The 15,561-nt window shown below is 60.9% G+C and carries 14 protein-coding genes; 11 read left to right on the top strand and 3 right to left on the bottom strand.

The features are described from left to right. Positions 1-2: 2 nt before the first annotated feature. Positions 3-290 (top strand): pyrimidine/purine nucleoside phosphorylase, encoded by a 288-nt coding sequence (locus BWR59_RS26900; protein ID WP_081568728.1) that lies wholly within the window; start codon positions 3-5, stop codon positions 288-290. Positions 291-381: 91 nt separating this feature from the next. On the opposite strand, the gene BWR59_RS26895 is transcribed toward BWR59_RS26900, so the two are convergent. Beyond that, on the bottom strand, positions 382-2,160 hold the full coding sequence (locus BWR59_RS26895; protein ID WP_081568727.1) for an ABC transporter transmembrane domain-containing protein: 1,779 nt from the start codon (positions 2,158-2,160) through the stop codon (positions 382-384). Positions 2,161-2,458: 298 nt separating this feature from the next. Here BWR59_RS26895 and BWR59_RS32500 point away from each other — a divergent pair, with 298 nt between their 5' ends. Both BWR59_RS32500 and BWR59_RS26890 read left to right on the top strand, forming a co-directional pair. Next, the gene (locus BWR59_RS32500) at positions 2,459-2,635 is read left to right on the top strand and encodes a PA1571 family protein (RefSeq protein WP_168184536.1); all 177 of its coding nucleotides are present in this window, start codon (positions 2,459-2,461) and stop codon (positions 2,633-2,635) included. A gap of 185 nt (positions 2,636-2,820) precedes the next feature. Continuing rightward, positions 2,821-3,804 carry a zeta toxin family protein gene (locus tag BWR59_RS26890; protein WP_143490961.1) on the top strand — a complete coding sequence of 328 codons (984 nt, stop codon included), beginning with the start codon at positions 2,821-2,823 and terminating at the stop codon, positions 3,802-3,804. Here the strand turns inward: BWR59_RS26890 and pdxB are convergent. Together pdxB and tusA are read right to left on the bottom strand one after the other, a co-directional pair. Beyond that, positions 3,801-4,943 carry a 4-phosphoerythronate dehydrogenase PdxB gene (gene pdxB / locus BWR59_RS26885; protein WP_081568725.1) on the bottom strand — a complete coding sequence of 381 codons (1,143 nt, stop codon included), beginning with the start codon at positions 4,941-4,943 and terminating at the stop codon, positions 3,801-3,803. The two genes, BWR59_RS26890 and pdxB, sit on opposite strands and share 4 nt — an antisense overlap. An 88-nt stretch (positions 4,944-5,031) precedes the next feature. Beyond that, complete coding sequence (gene tusA, locus BWR59_RS26880; protein ID WP_081568779.1) at positions 5,032-5,286, bottom strand: sulfurtransferase TusA; 255 nt, start codon at positions 5,284-5,286, stop codon at positions 5,032-5,034. Positions 5,287-5,608: 322 nt separating this feature from the next. On the opposite strand from tusA, the gene BWR59_RS26875 reads away from it, so the two are divergent. The 8 genes from BWR59_RS26875 to BWR59_RS26835 all read left to right on the top strand — a co-directional run bounded on the left by BWR59_RS26875 (position 5,609) and on the right by BWR59_RS26835 (position 15,554). Next, positions 5,609-8,545, top strand: coding sequence for a monovalent cation/H+ antiporter subunit A (locus BWR59_RS26875; RefSeq protein ID WP_081568724.1), 2,937 nt, complete (start codon positions 5,609-5,611; stop codon positions 8,543-8,545). Further along, positions 8,545-8,889 carry a Na+/H+ antiporter subunit C gene (locus tag BWR59_RS26870; RefSeq protein WP_081568723.1) on the top strand — a complete coding sequence of 115 codons (345 nt, stop codon included), beginning with the start codon at positions 8,545-8,547 and terminating at the stop codon, positions 8,887-8,889. The genes BWR59_RS26875 and BWR59_RS26870 overlap by 1 nt, the downstream gene beginning before the upstream one ends. Continuing rightward, the gene (locus tag BWR59_RS26865) at positions 8,886-10,565 is read left to right on the top strand and encodes a monovalent cation/H+ antiporter subunit D (protein WP_081568722.1); all 1,680 of its coding nucleotides are present in this window, start codon (positions 8,886-8,888) and stop codon (positions 10,563-10,565) included. Before BWR59_RS26870 ends, BWR59_RS26865 begins: the two co-directional genes overlap by 4 nt. Further along, positions 10,562-11,050 carry a Na+/H+ antiporter subunit E gene (locus tag BWR59_RS26860; protein ID WP_081568721.1) on the top strand — a complete coding sequence of 163 codons (489 nt, stop codon included), beginning with the start codon at positions 10,562-10,564 and terminating at the stop codon, positions 11,048-11,050. Before BWR59_RS26865 ends, BWR59_RS26860 begins: the two co-directional genes overlap by 4 nt. After that, on the top strand, positions 11,047-11,325 hold the full coding sequence (locus BWR59_RS26855; protein ID WP_081568720.1) for a K+/H+ antiporter subunit F: 279 nt from the start codon (positions 11,047-11,049) through the stop codon (positions 11,323-11,325). The genes BWR59_RS26860 and BWR59_RS26855 overlap by 4 nt, the downstream gene beginning before the upstream one ends. After that, on the top strand, positions 11,322-11,690 hold the full coding sequence (locus BWR59_RS26850) for a Na+/H+ antiporter subunit G (protein ID WP_081568719.1): 369 nt from the start codon (positions 11,322-11,324) through the stop codon (positions 11,688-11,690). Before BWR59_RS26855 ends, BWR59_RS26850 begins: the two co-directional genes overlap by 4 nt. A gap of 1,073 nt (positions 11,691-12,763) precedes the next feature. Beyond that, on the top strand, positions 12,764-13,150 hold the full coding sequence (locus BWR59_RS26840) for a DUF2946 domain-containing protein (RefSeq protein ID WP_081568778.1): 387 nt from the start codon (positions 12,764-12,766) through the stop codon (positions 13,148-13,150). Positions 13,151-13,421: 271 nt separating this feature from the next. Then, positions 13,422-15,554 (top strand): TonB-dependent receptor, encoded by a 2,133-nt coding sequence (locus tag BWR59_RS26835; RefSeq protein WP_081568717.1) that lies wholly within the window; start codon positions 13,422-13,424, stop codon positions 15,552-15,554. Positions 15,555-15,561 lie beyond the last annotated feature (7 nt).

The raw sequence follows: 15,561 nt of genomic DNA, 5'->3' as shown, positions 1-15,561 counted from the left end.
CCATGTTCAAGGTCAACGAGTATTTCGACGGTACCGTCAAGTCCATCGCCTTCCAGCAAGCCGACGGCGCAGCCACCATCGGCGTCATGGCTCCAGGAAAATACAACTTCGGTACCGCTGACCGGGAAATCATGCACGTGGTCTCCGGCGCGCTGAAGGTCAAGCTGCCGGGCAGCGACACATGGGAAACCTTCGAGGCGGGCAACCAGTTCCGCGTGCCGGCCAACAGCAAGTTCGACCTGGAAGTCAGCGTCGAAACCGCTTACCTCTGCGAATACCGCAAGGACTGAAGTTTTCCTGTTTGAAGGATCTGTAGCAGCACGGCTTGCCGGCGTAGCGCTTTCAAATCGCCAGCGCCGGCAAGCCGTGCTGCTACTGAAGTCAGACCTGGCTCTCCGCTCCTTGATTGAACTGCAACGCCGCCAGCCGCGCATACAGTGGGTTATTGGCAATCAGCTCACGATGGGTTCCCACTGCCACCAGTTTCCCCTGATCCATCACCGCAATCCGATCGGCGTTCTGCACCGTGGCCAGACGGTGGGCGATCACCAGCGTGGTCCGGCCCAGCATCAACGTCGGCAGCGCCTGTTGAATCAGATGTTCACTTTGCGCATCCAGTGCGCTGGTCGCTTCATCGAGCAGCAGCACCGGCGCATCGGCCAATAGCGCGCGGGCAATCGCCAGACGCTGACGCTGTCCGCCCGACAGGCCCATTCCGCCATCCCCCAGATGCGTCTGATAGCCCTGCGGCAGCAACTGGATGAACTCATGGGCATGAGCGATGCGTGCGGCGGCCTCGACTTGCTCCATGGTCGCCTCGGGATTGCCATAACGAATGTTGTCCTCAACGCTGCCGAAAAACAGCGCCGGGGTCTGCGAAACCCAGGCGAAACAGCGGCGCAGATCCAATGGGTCCAGACGTTGCGCGGGCAAACCTTCGATCAGGATCTGCCCTTGTTGCGGGTCGTAGAAGCGCAGCAGCAGGTCAAACAGTGTCGACTTACCTGCCCCGGACGGCCCGACCAATGCCAGTGTCTCGCCTGCTTCGATGCTCAGACTCAAACCTTCGACCGCGTTACGTTCAGGCCGCGACGGGTAGGCAAAGCTGATGTTTTCCAGCGCCAGACGACCAGTGACCTGCTCGGGCAACACCAACAGGTCGCTTTGCGGAGGCGTGATCTCACTGCGCGCCTGCAACAACTCGGTGATGCGCTCGGCGGCACCGGCGGCGCGTTGTAACTCGCCGATCACCTCGCTGAGGGTGCCGAAGGCGCTGCCAACGATCAGGCTATAGAACACGAACGCGGCCAGTTCCCCGCCGGAAATACGACCCGCGATCACGTCCATGCCGCCGACCCAGAGCATGACCGCCACCGCCCCGAGCACCAGCACGATAACCAGAGTGATCAGCCATGAGCGCTGCAGAATCCGTTTGCGCGCGGTCTCGAAAGCGCCTTCGGCGGTCTGCGAAAAGCGCTGCCGATCCTGCTCTTGATGGTTGTAGGCCTGCACCGTCTTGATCTGCCCCAACGCTTCGGAGACATAGCTGCCCACGTCGGCCACCCGGTCCTGGCTTTCCCGGGACAGACTGCGCACCCGACGCCCGAAAATCAGGATCGGCGCCACCACCAGCGGTAACGCCACGACGACGATACTGGTCAACTTGGGATTGGTGAAAAACAGCAGAATCACCCCGCCGATCACCATCAGCGCATTGCGCAGAAACATCGACAGCGAGGAGCCGATCACCGATTGCAGCAAGGTGGTATCGGCGGTCAGCCGCGACTGGATTTCCGAGCTGCGGTTGTTCTCGTAGAAGCCGGGATGCAGGCTGACCAGATGATCGAACACCTGCTTGCGCAGGTCGGCCACGACCCGTTCGCCGATCCAGGACACCAGATAGAAACGGGTAAAAGTGCCGACCGCCAGCGCCAGAATCAGCAGCATGAACAGGGCGATGGTTTCGTTGAGCTGGGTCACTGAGCGGGTCAGAAAACCCTGATCGACCATAAGCCGGATGCCCTGCCCCAGGGACAGGGTTATACCGGCGGTAGCAATCAACGCCACCAGCGCACCGAGGGCCTGCTTGCGGTAAGGCGCGACCATGCGCATCGCCAGACGGAGGGCGTGGCGCTGACGGCCAGAAAACACTGATGGCATGAAATACACCTGGAAGACGACTCGAGCGCAGAGCCTACACCGGCGCTCCTGTGCACGCTCGTCGACTTTCGCTGAACTCAGGTCAATTGAACCAGTCTGGGTAAGGGTGTCCGCGCAAAGCCGATGGCGTGTTATGACGGCAACCGAGGACGTTTAGAGTGGATCGGTCTAACGGTGGGGTGGCGATTTTGCCATTCATCTGTTGCACTGAAAGGACGCTTGAAGCGTCCAGGGATGTCATGGCGCAGTCATCAAGCGTGGATAACGTGAAGCGCACAACCTGATGAGGAGACAGGCCATGAGCTTGCAGAACAGCAGCAATCAAGAACCCGTCGTACGGCCGCAACCCGAGGCACAACTGGGTGGCGCGATTTTCGACAAGGACGGAAACCAGATCCTGATTACTGAAGAGATGGTTCAGGCCGCATGTCAGGAATGCGAAAAGTACTGGGTCAAACCTGAAAAACAAGACTGATGAGCTTACCTCCTTGAAACCCGGCCTCGATGCCGGGTTTTTTATGTGCGCTGAAAAACCTCTTCTAAAATTGCCCACAGAAGATGAAGAAAAGCCCTACTACCGAGCCCATTGACTAGCACCAGCCAACATAATTACGTCCGTTCCTGATGGATCAACCCTTCAACTCATCAGGAACACTGCAAATGCCCCATGACAGCCTTTACAGCTATACCGAAGCCGACCTCGCCAAGGCCTACAGCGAAATTGCACCGCAACTCTTCGACTCCGTCGCTGAAGCGAACAAAGATACTGATGCTCCCAGAATGCTCATTGTCGCGGGCGTCCAGGGATCGGGAAAAACCTATCTGCTGGAGAAATCGCTTCTGCCCGGCGGCAGCTACAAGGACTTCATCAGGCCTTACATTCCTGAGTACCGCACCCACCACCCACAATACGCACAGATGATCGGGCACGGCGTATTGCATGCTTATGAGCACACAGAGCGATTTATCTGGGACTTGGGCAAGAAAATTTTTAAAGACGCGTTCAGCAAGAATTACAACATCATCATCGAATCAGCGCTGGACAACATCGACTTCGCCGGGTTGCCCGCGGATGCCGCCAGCAAGGGCTATCAGTTCGACGTTCATCTCATTGGCTGCAAGCGTGAGTTCGCCCACCTCTCGACCATCGAGCGCGCCTTGAAAAGCATCGAAGGCCGGGAAATGGAGCGCTTCGTAGGCATCTCGAACATTGACGGCAGCATGGCAAACGCCCAATCGATCCTGAGCGAGGTCGAAAATGCCTGCGCAACGTCGGTGGGTTCAAGGATCACCCTGTACGAACGCGGATTCGGTGTGTTGCGAGACCGCCGCGTGGTGTGCAGCAGCCTTTGCACAAAGCCCAGTGAGTTGGTGGCACAACCCATCACTGATGAAAGTGGAGCGTCCATTCAGCCCGAGCGCCACGCGATGACAATCGTACGCAACCCGGAAGCGAACAAGCCTTGTGCATTCGACAATTACGTCAGACTGGTCAATGCGCCGATCGTGTCACTGGACGAGCGATGCGAAACGGTGAAGGCTGCTCACCTCGCACTGGCAAAGGCTGAGCGATGCGAGGAGCCAGTGCCGCACCGCGTCTTCAATGATCTTTCAGCCTACATCGTGAAATACGTTTTCCGCTAAACCAGGGCGGCACCGAGCGCCGCGACCATCTGGCGCAGTACGCCTGAATCTCCGTTGATGGCGACTTTCAGCCCTTCGATTTCACGGCGCGGCGGATAGTGCTTGCGCAGTGCATCGAAGGCCAGTCGCTGCTCGGCGGAGTCACCGATCAGGCTACGGCGAAAATCGGCGTCGTCGCGACGCGGATCGTAGACGCCTCGGCACAGGGTATTCAGCGCCCACGCCGGATCGGTCCCGGCGTCGAGGGTCATTTGCGCCAGCCAGGGTCTGGGCAGCAGATCGTCGAGGCTGATGGTCGGTGTCTGCCCCAGATGCGCGCATAGCGCTTGATAGATCTGCGCAGTGCCGCGCTGGCGACCATCGAGGCTGTAACCTGCGATGTGCGGGGTGCCGATCACACACAGCTCGGCCAGCGCCACGTCCACCAGCGGTTCCTGCTCCCAGACGTCCAAAACTGCTTGCAGGTCCTCGCGCTCAAGCAGGACTTCACGCAGCGCGCTGTTGTCCACGATGGGCCCGCGTGCGGCATTGATCAGCCAGGCGCCGTGCTTGAGTTGTTGCAGACGGGGGCGATCTAGCAGATGCCAGGTCGACAGCGCTCCTGACTTGGTCAGGGGCGTGTGCAGGCTGATGACGTCGCAACGGGCGATGATTTCTTCAAGGCTGACGTAGTTCCCGCCTTCTTCTGCCTGTCGCGGCGGATCACACACCAGCACATTCCAGCCCAACCCGCGCAACACCTCGACCAGACGACCACCCACCTGCCCCGCCCCCACTACGCCATAGGTGCGTTGAGTGAGGTCGGCACCTTCGATTTCCGCCAGGGTCAGCAGACTGCCCAGCACGTAATCCACCACGCCGCGTGCATTGCAGCCGGGCGCGCTGGACCACTGAATGCCGGCTTCATTGAAGTAATCGAGGTCCAGGTGATCGGTGCCAATGGTGCAGGTGCCGACGAAGCGGACCGGCGTGCCTTCGAGCAATTCGCGGGTGACTTTGGTCACCGAGCGCACCAGCAGGATGTCGGCATCGGCCACGGCGGTGCGGTCGAGGGTGCGCCCGGGATAACGGCAGATGTCGCCAAAACCTGAAAAGAAGGCGTCGAGCAGTGGAATGTTTTCGTCAGCAACTATGCGCATGGTGGGCTCCCTGGAGTGGCGGCAGTGTAGGCGCTGGCGCGCGGACGGGCCAGCGCGGCGCGATGCCGCCACCAGGGATCGGCGTCTCTCAGCCGAGCTTCTTGCGAATCCAGTACAGGTACACGCCGTCGGCTGCCTGCTTTTCTACCAGTTGGTGATCGAGAAACACGCAGAACTTGGGAATGTCGCGCTGGGTCGAAGGGTCGGTGGCGATGACCTTGAGCAACCCGCCGGCCGGCAGATCGCGCACCTTCTGGTGCAGCATCATCACAGGCTCAGGACAATTGAGGCCGGTCGCGTCGAGAACGGCGTCAACGGCAAGGCTTTCGATGGAATCAGACATGGGGCGCTCCAGAAACTGGCGGGCATTGTCGCTTAAATGAACACAAGCGCCAATCCGCGCTTCGTCCATCAGTCTGGCCGAGGTCAGAAATCCGGCTGCAAACACCTGAAGCAGCACGGTTTGCCGGCGGTGGCGGACTCAAGAACGCCAGTGCCAGCAAGCCGGACTGCTAGAGGGAATAAACGGATGCAAACTCGCTGTTCACACAGGTCAACTACGCTGCTGCCTACAAAGTTTGTAGGATTCTGCGACATCTTGGCGGTTGGTGATGCACGGCCCGTGCACGTATGATCCTTGACATTTATTCGCAGATTAGAAGCCTATGTCCCTGATAGTTCTACTGCTTCTGCCTTTCATCGGCAGCTGTCTGGCGGCGCTTTTGCCGCACAATGCTCGTAACAGCGAATCCCTTCTGGCTGGCCTGATCGCCCTGATCGGCGCGATACAGGTGGCATTCTGGTACCCGCAGATCGCCCATGGCGGCGTCATTCGTGAAGAATTCTTCTGGCTGCCAAGCCTGGGTCTGAACTTCGTTCTGCGTCTGGATGGCTTTGCCTGGCTGTTCTCGATGCTGGTGCTGGGCATCGGCGCGCTGGTCTCGCTTTACGCGCGCTACTACATGTCGCCGGACGACCCAGTGCCGCGATTCTTCTCCTTTTTCCTGGCGTTCATGGGCGCGATGCTCGGCCTGGTAATGTCCGGCAACCTGATTCAGATCGTGTTCTTCTGGGAGCTGACCAGCGTTTTTTCCTTCCTGTTGATCGGTTACTGGCACCATCGCGCCGATGCCCGACGCGGCGCCTACATGGCGCTGATGGTCACTGGCGCCGGAGGTCTCGCGCTCCTGGTCGGTGTCATGCTGCTTGGCCACGTAGTCGGCAGCTACGACCTGGACCGAGTGCTGGCCTCAGGCGATGCAATCCGCGCCCACGCGTTGTACCCGGTTCTGTTGACCCTGATCCTGATCGGCGCCTTGAGCAAAAGCGCGCAATTCCCTTTCCACTTCTGGCTGCCCCACGCCATGGCCGCGCCGACGCCAGTGTCGGCGTATCTGCACTCGGCGACCATGGTCAAGGCCGGCGTGTTCCTGTTGGCGCGGCTATGGCCCGCACTGTCCGGCAGCGAGCAATGGTTCTGGATCGTCGGCGGCGCCGGGGCCTGTACCTTGGTGATCGGCGCTTACTCGGCGATTTTCCAGACCGACCTCAAAGGCCTGCTGGCCTACTCCACCATCAGCCACCTGGGGCTGATCACGCTGCTGCTGGGCCTCAACAGCCCGCTTGCGGCGGTGGCGGCGGTGTTTCACATTCTCAACCACGCCACGTTCAAGGCCTCGCTCTTCATGGCCGCAGGGATCATCGATCACGAAAGCGGCACCCGCGACATCCGCAAACTCAGCGGCCTGGTCAGGCTGATGCCCTACACCGCGACCCTGGCCATGGTCGCCAGTGCGGCAATGGCTGGTGTGCCGCTGCTCAACGGTTTCCTGTCCAAGGAAATGTTCTTCGCCGAGACGGTGTTCATCACGTCCACAGCCTGGGTCGAGGCGGCGTTGCCGGTCATCGCCACCATCGCCGGGACGTTCAGCGTTGCCTATTCGCTGCGGTTTACCGTGGATGTGTTCTTCGGCCCGAAGGCCACCGACCTACCCCATACCCCTCACGAGCCGCCACGCTGGATGCGTGTTCCCGTCGAGTTGCTGGTGCTGGCCTGCCTGATTGTCGGAATCTTCCCGGCGCAATCGGTGGGCCCGCTGCTCGCCGCTGCGGCACAACCGGTGGTGGGCGCGACGCTGCCTGAATACAGCCTGGCGATCTGGCACGGCCTGAACGCGCCAATGATCATGAGCCTGATCGCCATGGCCGCCGGCATCGTGCTTTATCTGCTGCTGCGCCCACGTTTCAAACGCGACCGATTCAAAGGGCCGCCACTGATCTGGCGCCTCAATGGCAAGCGTCTGTTCGAACGCGTGCTGGTGATCAAGATGCTCACCGCGCGCTCGCTCGAAGGCCTGCTGACGACGCGCCGACTCCAGGCGCAGCTGTTTTTGATGGTGTTCGTCGCACTGATCGCAGGCTTCGTGCCGATGTACGACAGCGGCCTGAGCTGGGGCGACCGGCCGAAGATTCCGGGGTCGGGTGTGTTCGTCATGCTCTGGTTGATCGCCATCGCCTGTGCCATCGGCGCTGCGTGGCAAGCCAAGTACCATCGACTGGCCGCAGTGACCATGGTCGGCGTCTGTGGCCTGATGACCTGCGTGACCTTCGTCTGGTTCTCTGCGCCGGACCTGGCCCTGACTCAACTGGCGGTCGAAGTGGTCACCACCGTGCTGATCCTGCTGGGTCTGCGCTGGCTGCCCCGACGTAACGAAAACGTCGCCCCGCCAACCCGCTCGCGCAATCGCGCACGGGTTCGCCGGGTGCGCGACTTCGTCCTCGCCGTGGGCGTGGGCGGCGGCATGGCGCTGCTCTCCTACGCCATGCTCACCCGCCCGACGCCGAATGCGATCTCGGAGTTCTACCTCAGCCGCGCCTTGACCCAGGGCGGCGGCACCAACACCGTCAACGTGATGCTGGTGGACTTCCGCGGTTTCGACACCTTCGGCGAGATCACCGTTCTGGCAGTGGTTGCCCTCACGGTATTCGCCCTGCTGCGACGCTTCCGTCCACCGAAAGAAAGCATCCTGCTGCCAGCGCAACAACGGCTGCTGGCACGCGATGTGGTCACCGACCTGGTCAACCCTCGACACGCCCTCGACACCGCACTGGGCTTCATGATGGTCCCGGCGGTGCTGGTGCGTCTGTTGCTGCCGGTGGCGTTCGTGGTGTCGATGTACCTGTTCATGCGCGGCCACAACCAGCCGGGCGGCGGCTTCGTCGCGGGGCTGGTGATGTCGGTGGCCTTCATCCTTCAGTACATGGTCGCAGGCACTCAATGGGTCGAGGCCAACATGAGCCTGCGGCCGCTGCGCTGGATGGGCACTGGCCTGTTCTTCGCCCTTGCCACGGGCCTGGGTTCCATGGCGCTGGGTTATCCGTTCATGACCACGCACACCGCACATTTGCATCTGCCGCTGCTGGGCGATGTGCATGTGGCGAGTGCGCTGTTTTTCGACATCGGCGTGTACGCCGTGGTGGTCGGCTCGACGCTGCTGATTCTCACTGCACTGGCTCACCAGTCGGTCCGCAGCCACCGTCCGACGTCCTTGCCGCAGCCCATCGAGCCGGCCCCTCCACCCACTTCACAAGGAGCCATCTGATGGAAGAAGTCATTGCCATTGCCATCGGCGTGCTCGCCGCTTCCGGCGTCTGGCTGATCCTGCGCCCCCGGACCTTTCAGGTGGTCATGGGGCTGTGCCTGCTGTCCTACGGCGTCAATCTGTTCATCTTCAGCATGGGCAGCCTGTTCATCGGCAAGGAGCCGATCATCAAGGACGGCGTGCCCCAGGACCTGCTCAACTACACCGACCCCCTGCCCCAGGCGCTGGTACTGACGGCCATCGTCATCAGTTTCGCCATGACCGCGCTGTTTCTGGTGGTGCTGCTGGCGTCCCGTGGCCTGACCGGAAACGACCACGTCGACGGTCGGGAGAGCAGTGAATGAGTATGATGAACCAACTGATCGTCGCGCCGATTCTGCTGCCGGTGCTGACCGCCGCACTGATGCTCTGGCTCGGCGAAAAGCACCGTCCGTTGAAAGCCCGGATCAACCTGCTGTCCACCGCGCTCGGCCTTGGCATCGCCATCACCCTGATGATGTGGGTACAAAAGACCGGGACCACCGGCTCGATCGGCGTGTACCTGCCAGGCAACTGGGAATCGCCGTTTGGCATCGTGCTGGTGGTCGATCATCTTGCGGCGCTGATGCTGGTGCTGACCGGCATCGTCGCCTTCTGCGCCCTGCTGTTCGCACTGGCCCGTTGGGACCGAGCGGGCGCGAGCTTTCATGCGTTGTTCCAGATCCAGCTGATGGGGCTTTATGGCGCCTTCCTGACAGCAGATCTGTTCAATCTGTTCGTGTTCTTCGAAGTCCTGCTGGCGGCGTCCTACGGCCTGATGCTGCATGGTTCGGGACGTGCGCGGGTGTCGTCCGGTCTGCATTACATCACCATCAATCTGCTCGCCTCGTCGCTGTTCCTGATCGGCGCGGCGTTGATCTATGGCGTCACCGGCACGTTGAATCTGGCGGATCTTGCAGTGAAGATTCCGCAGGTTTCCGAGGCCGATCTGGGGCTCTTGCACGCAGGCGCAGCCATTCTTGCTGTGGCGTTTCTGGCCAAGGCCGGGATGTGGCCGCTGAACTTCTGGCTGGTGCCGGCCTACTCCTCCGCCAGCGCGCCAGTGGCGGCACTGTTTGCGCTGATGACCAAAGTCGGCGCCTATACCCTGCTGCGCTTGTGGACCTTGCTGTTCTCCGGGCAAGCGGGCGCGTCGGCATTCTTCGGTGGCAACTGGCTGATCTGGGGCGGGATGGCGACGCTGGCAGTAGCGGCGATTTCCCTTGTCACCGCGCAACGTCTGGAACGCATGGCGAGCCTGAGCATTCTGGTGTCGGCGGGCATTCTGCTGTCGGCCATCGGTTTCGGCCAGCCGAGCCTCACCGCAGGTGCGCTGTTCTATCTGGTCAGTTCGACCCTGGCCTTGAGCGCGCTGTTTTTGCTGGCAGAATTGGTGGAGCGCTCGCGTTCGGCCAACGAGATCCCGCTGGAAGACGACGCCGATCGACTGCCCAAAGCGCTGGAGTCGCTGCACCCGCTGCCGGGTACAAATCTGGATGACGAGCAGAAAGCCGTGGTCGGTCAGGTGATTCCCTGGACCATGGCCTTTCTGGGCCTGAGCTTCATCGCCTGCGCCCTGTTGATCATCGGCATGCCACCGCTCTCGGGCTTCCTCGGCAAGCTGACGTTGATCAGCGCACTGCTCAACCCGCTGGGTCTGGACGTGGCCAAGGACGAAGCCATCCGCGCCGACAGCTGGACGCTGGTGGCGTTGCTGATCGTCTCCGGGCTGGCGTCGCTGTTTGCCTTCGTGCGCGTCGGCATCAAGCGTTTCTGGACCGCGCAGGATCGTCCGTCGCCCGCATTGCGTCGTAACGAATGCATCCCCATCGCCCTGCTCCTGTGCGCCTGCGTCGTGCTGACCTTCAAGGCACAGGCGCTGCTGCGCTACACCCAGGACACCGCTCAGGCCCTGCACGACCCGCAGCAATATGTGTTGTCGGTCAAGGCCGCCAGACCCATTCCCGGGCCGACCACCGCGAACACGGAGGTGCAGCCATGAATCGCGTATTTCCTGCGCCGTTGCTGTCGCTGGCGCTGTGGGCGCTGTGGCTGCTGCTGAACCTGTCGCTGAGCGCAGGCAACCTGCTGTTCGGCGCGCTGCTGGGGTTCCTTGCACCGCTCATGTTCGCTTCGTTGCGTCCGCAACCTGCGCGAATCCGCAAGCCCGGTGTGGCGCTCAAGCTGTTCTTACTGGTAGGGCGTGATGTGGTGACGTCGAACCTGCAGGTGGCCTGGGGCGTGTTGCACGCCGGTCGAAAGCCGCCACGTTCGGCGTTCATCAAGATCCCGCTGGACCTGCACGACGCTCACGGGCTGGCAGCGCTGTCGATGATCTGCACTGTGGTGCCAGGGACCGTGTGGTCGGAACTGGCGCTGGATCGCAGCGTGTTGCTGATCCATGTGTTCGATCTGGATGACGAAGCGCGCTTCATCGAGCACTTCAAGACTTCCTACGAACGCCCGTTGATGGAGATTTTCCAATGAGCCCGCTGCTCGCCAACGCGATCTTGCTCAGCCTGTCGCTGTTCACCGTTGCCATGGTTCTCACCCTGATCCGGCTGTTCAAGGGGCCTTCGGCGCAGGACCGGGTTCTGGCGCTGGATTATCTGTACATCCTGGCGATGCTGATGATGCTGGTGCTGGGGATTCGTTATGCCAGTGACACGTATTTCGAAGCGGCTCTGTTGATCGCGTTGTTCGGCTTTGTCGGCTCGTTCGCCTTGGCCAAGTTTCTGCTGCGCGGCGAGGTGATCGAATGAATTCGCTTTATGTGTTGCCGTTCTGGGTGGAAGTGGTGACGGCTGTGTTGCTGGTGCTGAGCAGTCTTTTCGCGCTGATCGGTGCGATAGGGCTGTTGCGTATGAAGGATTTTTTTCAGCGCATGCATCCGCCTGCATTGGCCTCGACCATTGGCGCGTGGTGTGTGGCGTTGGCGTCGATCATTTATTTCTCGGCGATGAAGGAAGGGCCGGTGTTGCATGCCTGGCTGATTCCGATTCTGCTGGCGATCACGGTGCCGGTGACGACTCTGTTGCTGGCGCGGACGGGGTTGTTTCGCAAGCGGATGGCGGGAGACGGGGATGTGCCGCCGGAGGTTTCTGAGGGAGGGCATGAGGGGCGGTGATTTTCGGTTTTTGGTTTTTTTGGGTTGATCCGGGATTAGCGGTGATGCTGATTCTTCTGCTCTGGCTAACGCCAGACCTGTTTCGCCTTCGGCGAGTTACTTGAAAAGACACCAAGTAACCAAGGGTCCTGGCTCCTGGTTGGGCCCTCGTTCCTCGGGTTCCTTCACTCCGGCGACGCTCCGTGGGCCCGCCGCCATCCGCCATCCATGGCGGGGGGCGGCTGTCGCGGCATCCATGCCGCTCGGCCCACTCCACGCCACCTGCGTTCAGCCTGCACCCAAGTCGCGATTGGTGTCGTCCGGGAAATCGCGCGCTTAGAAGCAAGATCAAGATCAACGGCAACAGCACAGCAACAGCAACAGCAACAGCAACAGCAACAGCAACAGCAACAGCAACAGCAACAGCAACAGCGAACACGAACCCGTAGCAGTCCGGCTTGTGTGTAGAGCCGAAGTCTCAAAGTTGGACACCAATCTCTGTGGGAGACGCCGGAGCTGTGCGACGGTACGGGCCGCGATTCGGACGATAGCGGTGGATCAATTAGCAGATGAGCCACCAGACCCACCGCTTCGCTGCCGTCGCACAGCTCCGGCTTCTCCCACAGGGATCGTATCCGGACGACAGGTCACTGTTCGCTTGTGATCTTGATCTTGATCTTGATCTTGCTTCTATGCGCGCCACAGTTCAGACGACGCAAATCGCGACTTGGGTGCAGGCTGAACGCAGGTGACGTGGAGTGGGCCGAGCGGCATGGATGCCGCGAGAGCGCCGTCAGGACATGGATGTCCGTTCGGCGCGGGCCCACGGAGCGTCGCCGRAGTGAGGGWATTCCGACGAAGGAGGAACCCAACCATGAGCCAGGACACTTGGTTACTTGGTGTCTTTTCAAGTAACTCGCCGAAGGCGAAACAGGCCTGGCGTTAGCCAGGACAAACACAACAACAACAACAACAACAACAACAACAACAACAACAAAATCGATCTCACAGACCGCCTCTATCACCCCCCTGAAAACCCAGCGCCAATTTGTCGCACCCCGCCCATCGCAACACATCTGATACATTCCCCGGCCATGAAACTGGCCCGCTCTGACCGACACCTGATCGCATGGATGCTTTATTGCTGCGTCCTGTTCAACGTGTTCGCCTGCAGCATCGGTCATGGCCAGATGGTCGGGATGCAGCTCAACGGCATCGGCGGCGAGTTCTGCTCCACCGATGGCCGTGCGCTGGTCGTGGATCAGTTCAAGCCCGGCGAACAGAAACTCCCCACGCTCTGCGCCGCATTCGGCTGCCCTCTGTGCTCAACCGGCGGCATGGGCCCGGCGCTGAACTCCAGCCTGACCCTGGCAATCCTCCCCGAACAACACAGCCCGCCGCCTGCGGTGGTCGCCTCTTATGAAATCCCTCCTGCTTTCCATTGGCCCACGGCCAATCCGCGCGCGCCGCCTTTTGCCTGATCTGACGTCGACATTCAACTGACCCCGTTGCTCATACGGCAGCCCATTGTGGCTCTCCGACGGTCCTCGAGTGTCTGGTCCATTGTCTTCGCGAGCAAGCTCCCTCCCACGGCCTTCGGCCAGAAACAGGTCATGTGGCCGACACAGCGTGTGTGACTGACTCCATTAATGGGGTCGACACTGAACCTGTGGGAGGGAGCTTGCTCGCGAAGACGGTGGACAGGCTCATGCAGGGTTCGGGTCTCGCTCGCATTCCTTTCAGGTTTTCACCATGAAACGTATCCCCCTGCTCGCCGGTTTGATCGGCAGCATTTCCCCGTTCGCCCACGCACAAACGCCCATCGATCTGGCCCCGGTCACCGTCACCGGCGAAGAGCAGCCCAACGCCGGACTCGATCTGGAACAACAGGCGGCCAGCGCCACTCGCCTTGGTTTGAGCCTGCGCCAGACCCCCGCCTCCATCGCAGTCGCCAATCGCTCGGATATCGAACGCCACGGTGCGCAGAATTTTCAGGACGCCGCCAATGCCCTTCCGGGGGTCAACGCCAGCGCGCCACCGGGGTTCGGCGGGTTCATCTCGTACCGAGGTTTCACCAGCAGTCAGGTAACGCAGATGTTCAACGGGATCAATGTCGCCACAGGTCTCGCAAGGCCGGTCAACAGCTGGATCTACGATCGGGTGGAATTGTTGGGTGGCCCGTCGTCCTTGATGAATGGAGCGGGCTCGGTAGGCGGCTCGCTGAACTACGTCACCAAGCTGGCGACTCGGGACGAACAGGCCGCCGAAGGACGCGTCAGCTATGGCAGTTTCGACACCGCTCAAACCGCATTCGGCGTCAATCACAGGCTGAGCGATCCCACTTCAGATGTGCAGCATTACGCGCGCCTGGACGTCAGCCACACCACCGGCAACGGCTACATAGACCGACAGGAAAACGATGCCTGGAGCGCGGCGTTTTCCTTGCTCAGCGACCTCACGCCGAACCTGTCACACACCCTGGCGCTGGAGTACCAGGACGAACACGAAGACAGCCCGTACTGGGGCACCCCGGTGCTCAACCCCAAGGCTGGAGAGCTGAAAATCGACAAACATGATCGCTTTCGCAATTACAACGTTGAAGACGGCCTGTACGAACAACGCACGCGCTGGGTGCGTTCGGTCATCGACTACCGCATCGATGACGCCACCAGCCTGCGCAATACGCTCTATCACCTGGACAGCCAGCGCGATTACCGCAACCTGGAGACCTACCAGTACAACGCCGACAACAGCGCCATCAACCGTTCGACCGCGTATCTGGTGCGCCATGAAGGCACCCAGAGCGGCAACCAGTTCGAGCTGCGCCACGAAAGCACGCTGCTGGGAATGGCCACGACCTGGGCGGGTGGATTCGAGTACAAGGTCAACAGCACCACAAACAATCCGTGGAATGTGCCGGCGAACAACTCCATGGATCCCGACCACTTCGACCCCGGAAACTTCTACGACCTGCCGGGCACCCGCCAGGGATTCGTCAAAGACAAGACCAACGAAGTCACCACCCAGGCAGTGTTCGTCGAGAATCGTCTGGCGCTGAACGAGCAATGGTCGCTGGTCACGGGTTTGCGCTACGACGATATCGATCTGGACGTGACCAATCATCACGCCGTGACTGCCAGCAACCCCCGTCACCTGCGGCGAGACTGGCAACCGGTCACCGGTCGCGCCGGGCTGACCTGGCAGTTTCTGCCCAGCGCCAACGTCTATGTGCAGTACAGCAGTGCGGCGGAGCAACCCAGCGGCACGCAGAATTTCGACGTTTCCACCGGCAAGCAGTGGGAGATCGGCAGCAAGTTCGATTACCTGCAAGGGAGGGGGTCGGCGACCATTGCCGCCTACGCCATCGAGCGCAAAGACTTCGCTGTGACCGATCCGCTGGACCCGACCAACACGATTCCAGTAGGCCAACAGTCATCGAACGGCATCGAGCTCGCCAGCTCATTGCGAGTCACACCGAGTCTGCTGCTGGAAGGCAATTTCGCCTGGGTCGACGCCCAGTACGACGAGTTCAGTGAAAAGAACGCCACCGGGGTCGTGGTCTCACGCAGGGGCAATACGCCGACCAATGTGCCGGATCGAGTCGGGAATCTGTGGCTGACCTACGATTTCAATGCCGCTTGGCAAGGCGGTGTCGACGCGCGCTACGTGGCGTCGGTGTATGCCGACAATGCCAACACCCAGACCGTGCCTTCGTACACGCTCTACGGCAGTTTTCTCACCTTCAAAGTGGACCAGCACACCTCGATCACTGGGCGCGTGCGCAATCTGACTGACGAGGTCTATGCGCGCTTCGCGCATGTTTCACCGGCGTATTATCTGGGCGAGCCGCGCACGTTCGAGCTGGCGGTGCAGACACGCTTCTGACCTGAGG

The organism is Pseudomonas sp. Bc-h (assembly GCF_002080045.1).
In the GTDB taxonomy this organism is placed as follows: domain Bacteria; phylum Pseudomonadota; class Gammaproteobacteria; order Pseudomonadales; family Pseudomonadaceae; genus Aquipseudomonas.
The sequence above is the reverse complement of the archived record's forward strand: the minus strand, read 5'-3'. Positions and strand labels throughout refer to the sequence as shown.

Bases quoted from the DNA above. Each gene is read 5' to 3' on its own strand.
- pdxB (WP_081568725.1), bottom strand. From the start codon at position 4,943: ATGCGCATAGTTGCTGACGAAAACATTCCACTGCTCGACGCCTTCTTT.
- BWR59_RS26850 (WP_081568719.1), top strand. From the start codon at position 11,322: ATGAATTCGCTTTATGTGTTGCCGTTCTGGGTGGAAGTGGTGACGGCT.
- BWR59_RS26875 (WP_081568724.1), top strand. From the start codon at position 5,609: ATGTCCCTGATAGTTCTACTGCTTCTGCCTTTCATCGGCAGCTGTCTG.
- BWR59_RS32500 (WP_168184536.1), top strand. From the start codon at position 2,459: ATGAGCTTGCAGAACAGCAGCAATCAAGAACCCGTCGTACGGCCGCAA.
- BWR59_RS26860 (WP_081568721.1), top strand. From the start codon at position 10,562: ATGAATCGCGTATTTCCTGCGCCGTTGCTGTCGCTGGCGCTGTGGGCG.
- BWR59_RS26865 (WP_081568722.1), top strand. From the start codon at position 8,886: ATGAGTATGATGAACCAACTGATCGTCGCGCCGATTCTGCTGCCGGTG.
- BWR59_RS26900 (WP_081568728.1), top strand. From the start codon at position 3: ATGTTCAAGGTCAACGAGTATTTCGACGGTACCGTCAAGTCCATCGCC.
- BWR59_RS26840 (WP_081568778.1), top strand. From the start codon at position 12,764: ATGAAACTGGCCCGCTCTGACCGACACCTGATCGCATGGATGCTTTAT.
- BWR59_RS26855 (WP_081568720.1), top strand. From the start codon at position 11,047: ATGAGCCCGCTGCTCGCCAACGCGATCTTGCTCAGCCTGTCGCTGTTC.
- BWR59_RS26890 (WP_143490961.1), top strand. From the start codon at position 2,821: ATGCCCCATGACAGCCTTTACAGCTATACCGAAGCCGACCTCGCCAAG.
- BWR59_RS26895 (WP_081568727.1), bottom strand. From the start codon at position 2,160: ATGCCATCAGTGTTTTCTGGCCGTCAGCGCCACGCCCTCCGTCTGGCG.
- tusA (WP_081568779.1), bottom strand. From the start codon at position 5,286: ATGTCTGATTCCATCGAAAGCCTTGCCGTTGACGCCGTTCTCGACGCG.
- BWR59_RS26870 (WP_081568723.1), top strand. From the start codon at position 8,545: ATGGAAGAAGTCATTGCCATTGCCATCGGCGTGCTCGCCGCTTCCGGC.
- BWR59_RS26835 (WP_081568717.1), top strand. From the start codon at position 13,422: ATGAAACGTATCCCCCTGCTCGCCGGTTTGATCGGCAGCATTTCCCCG.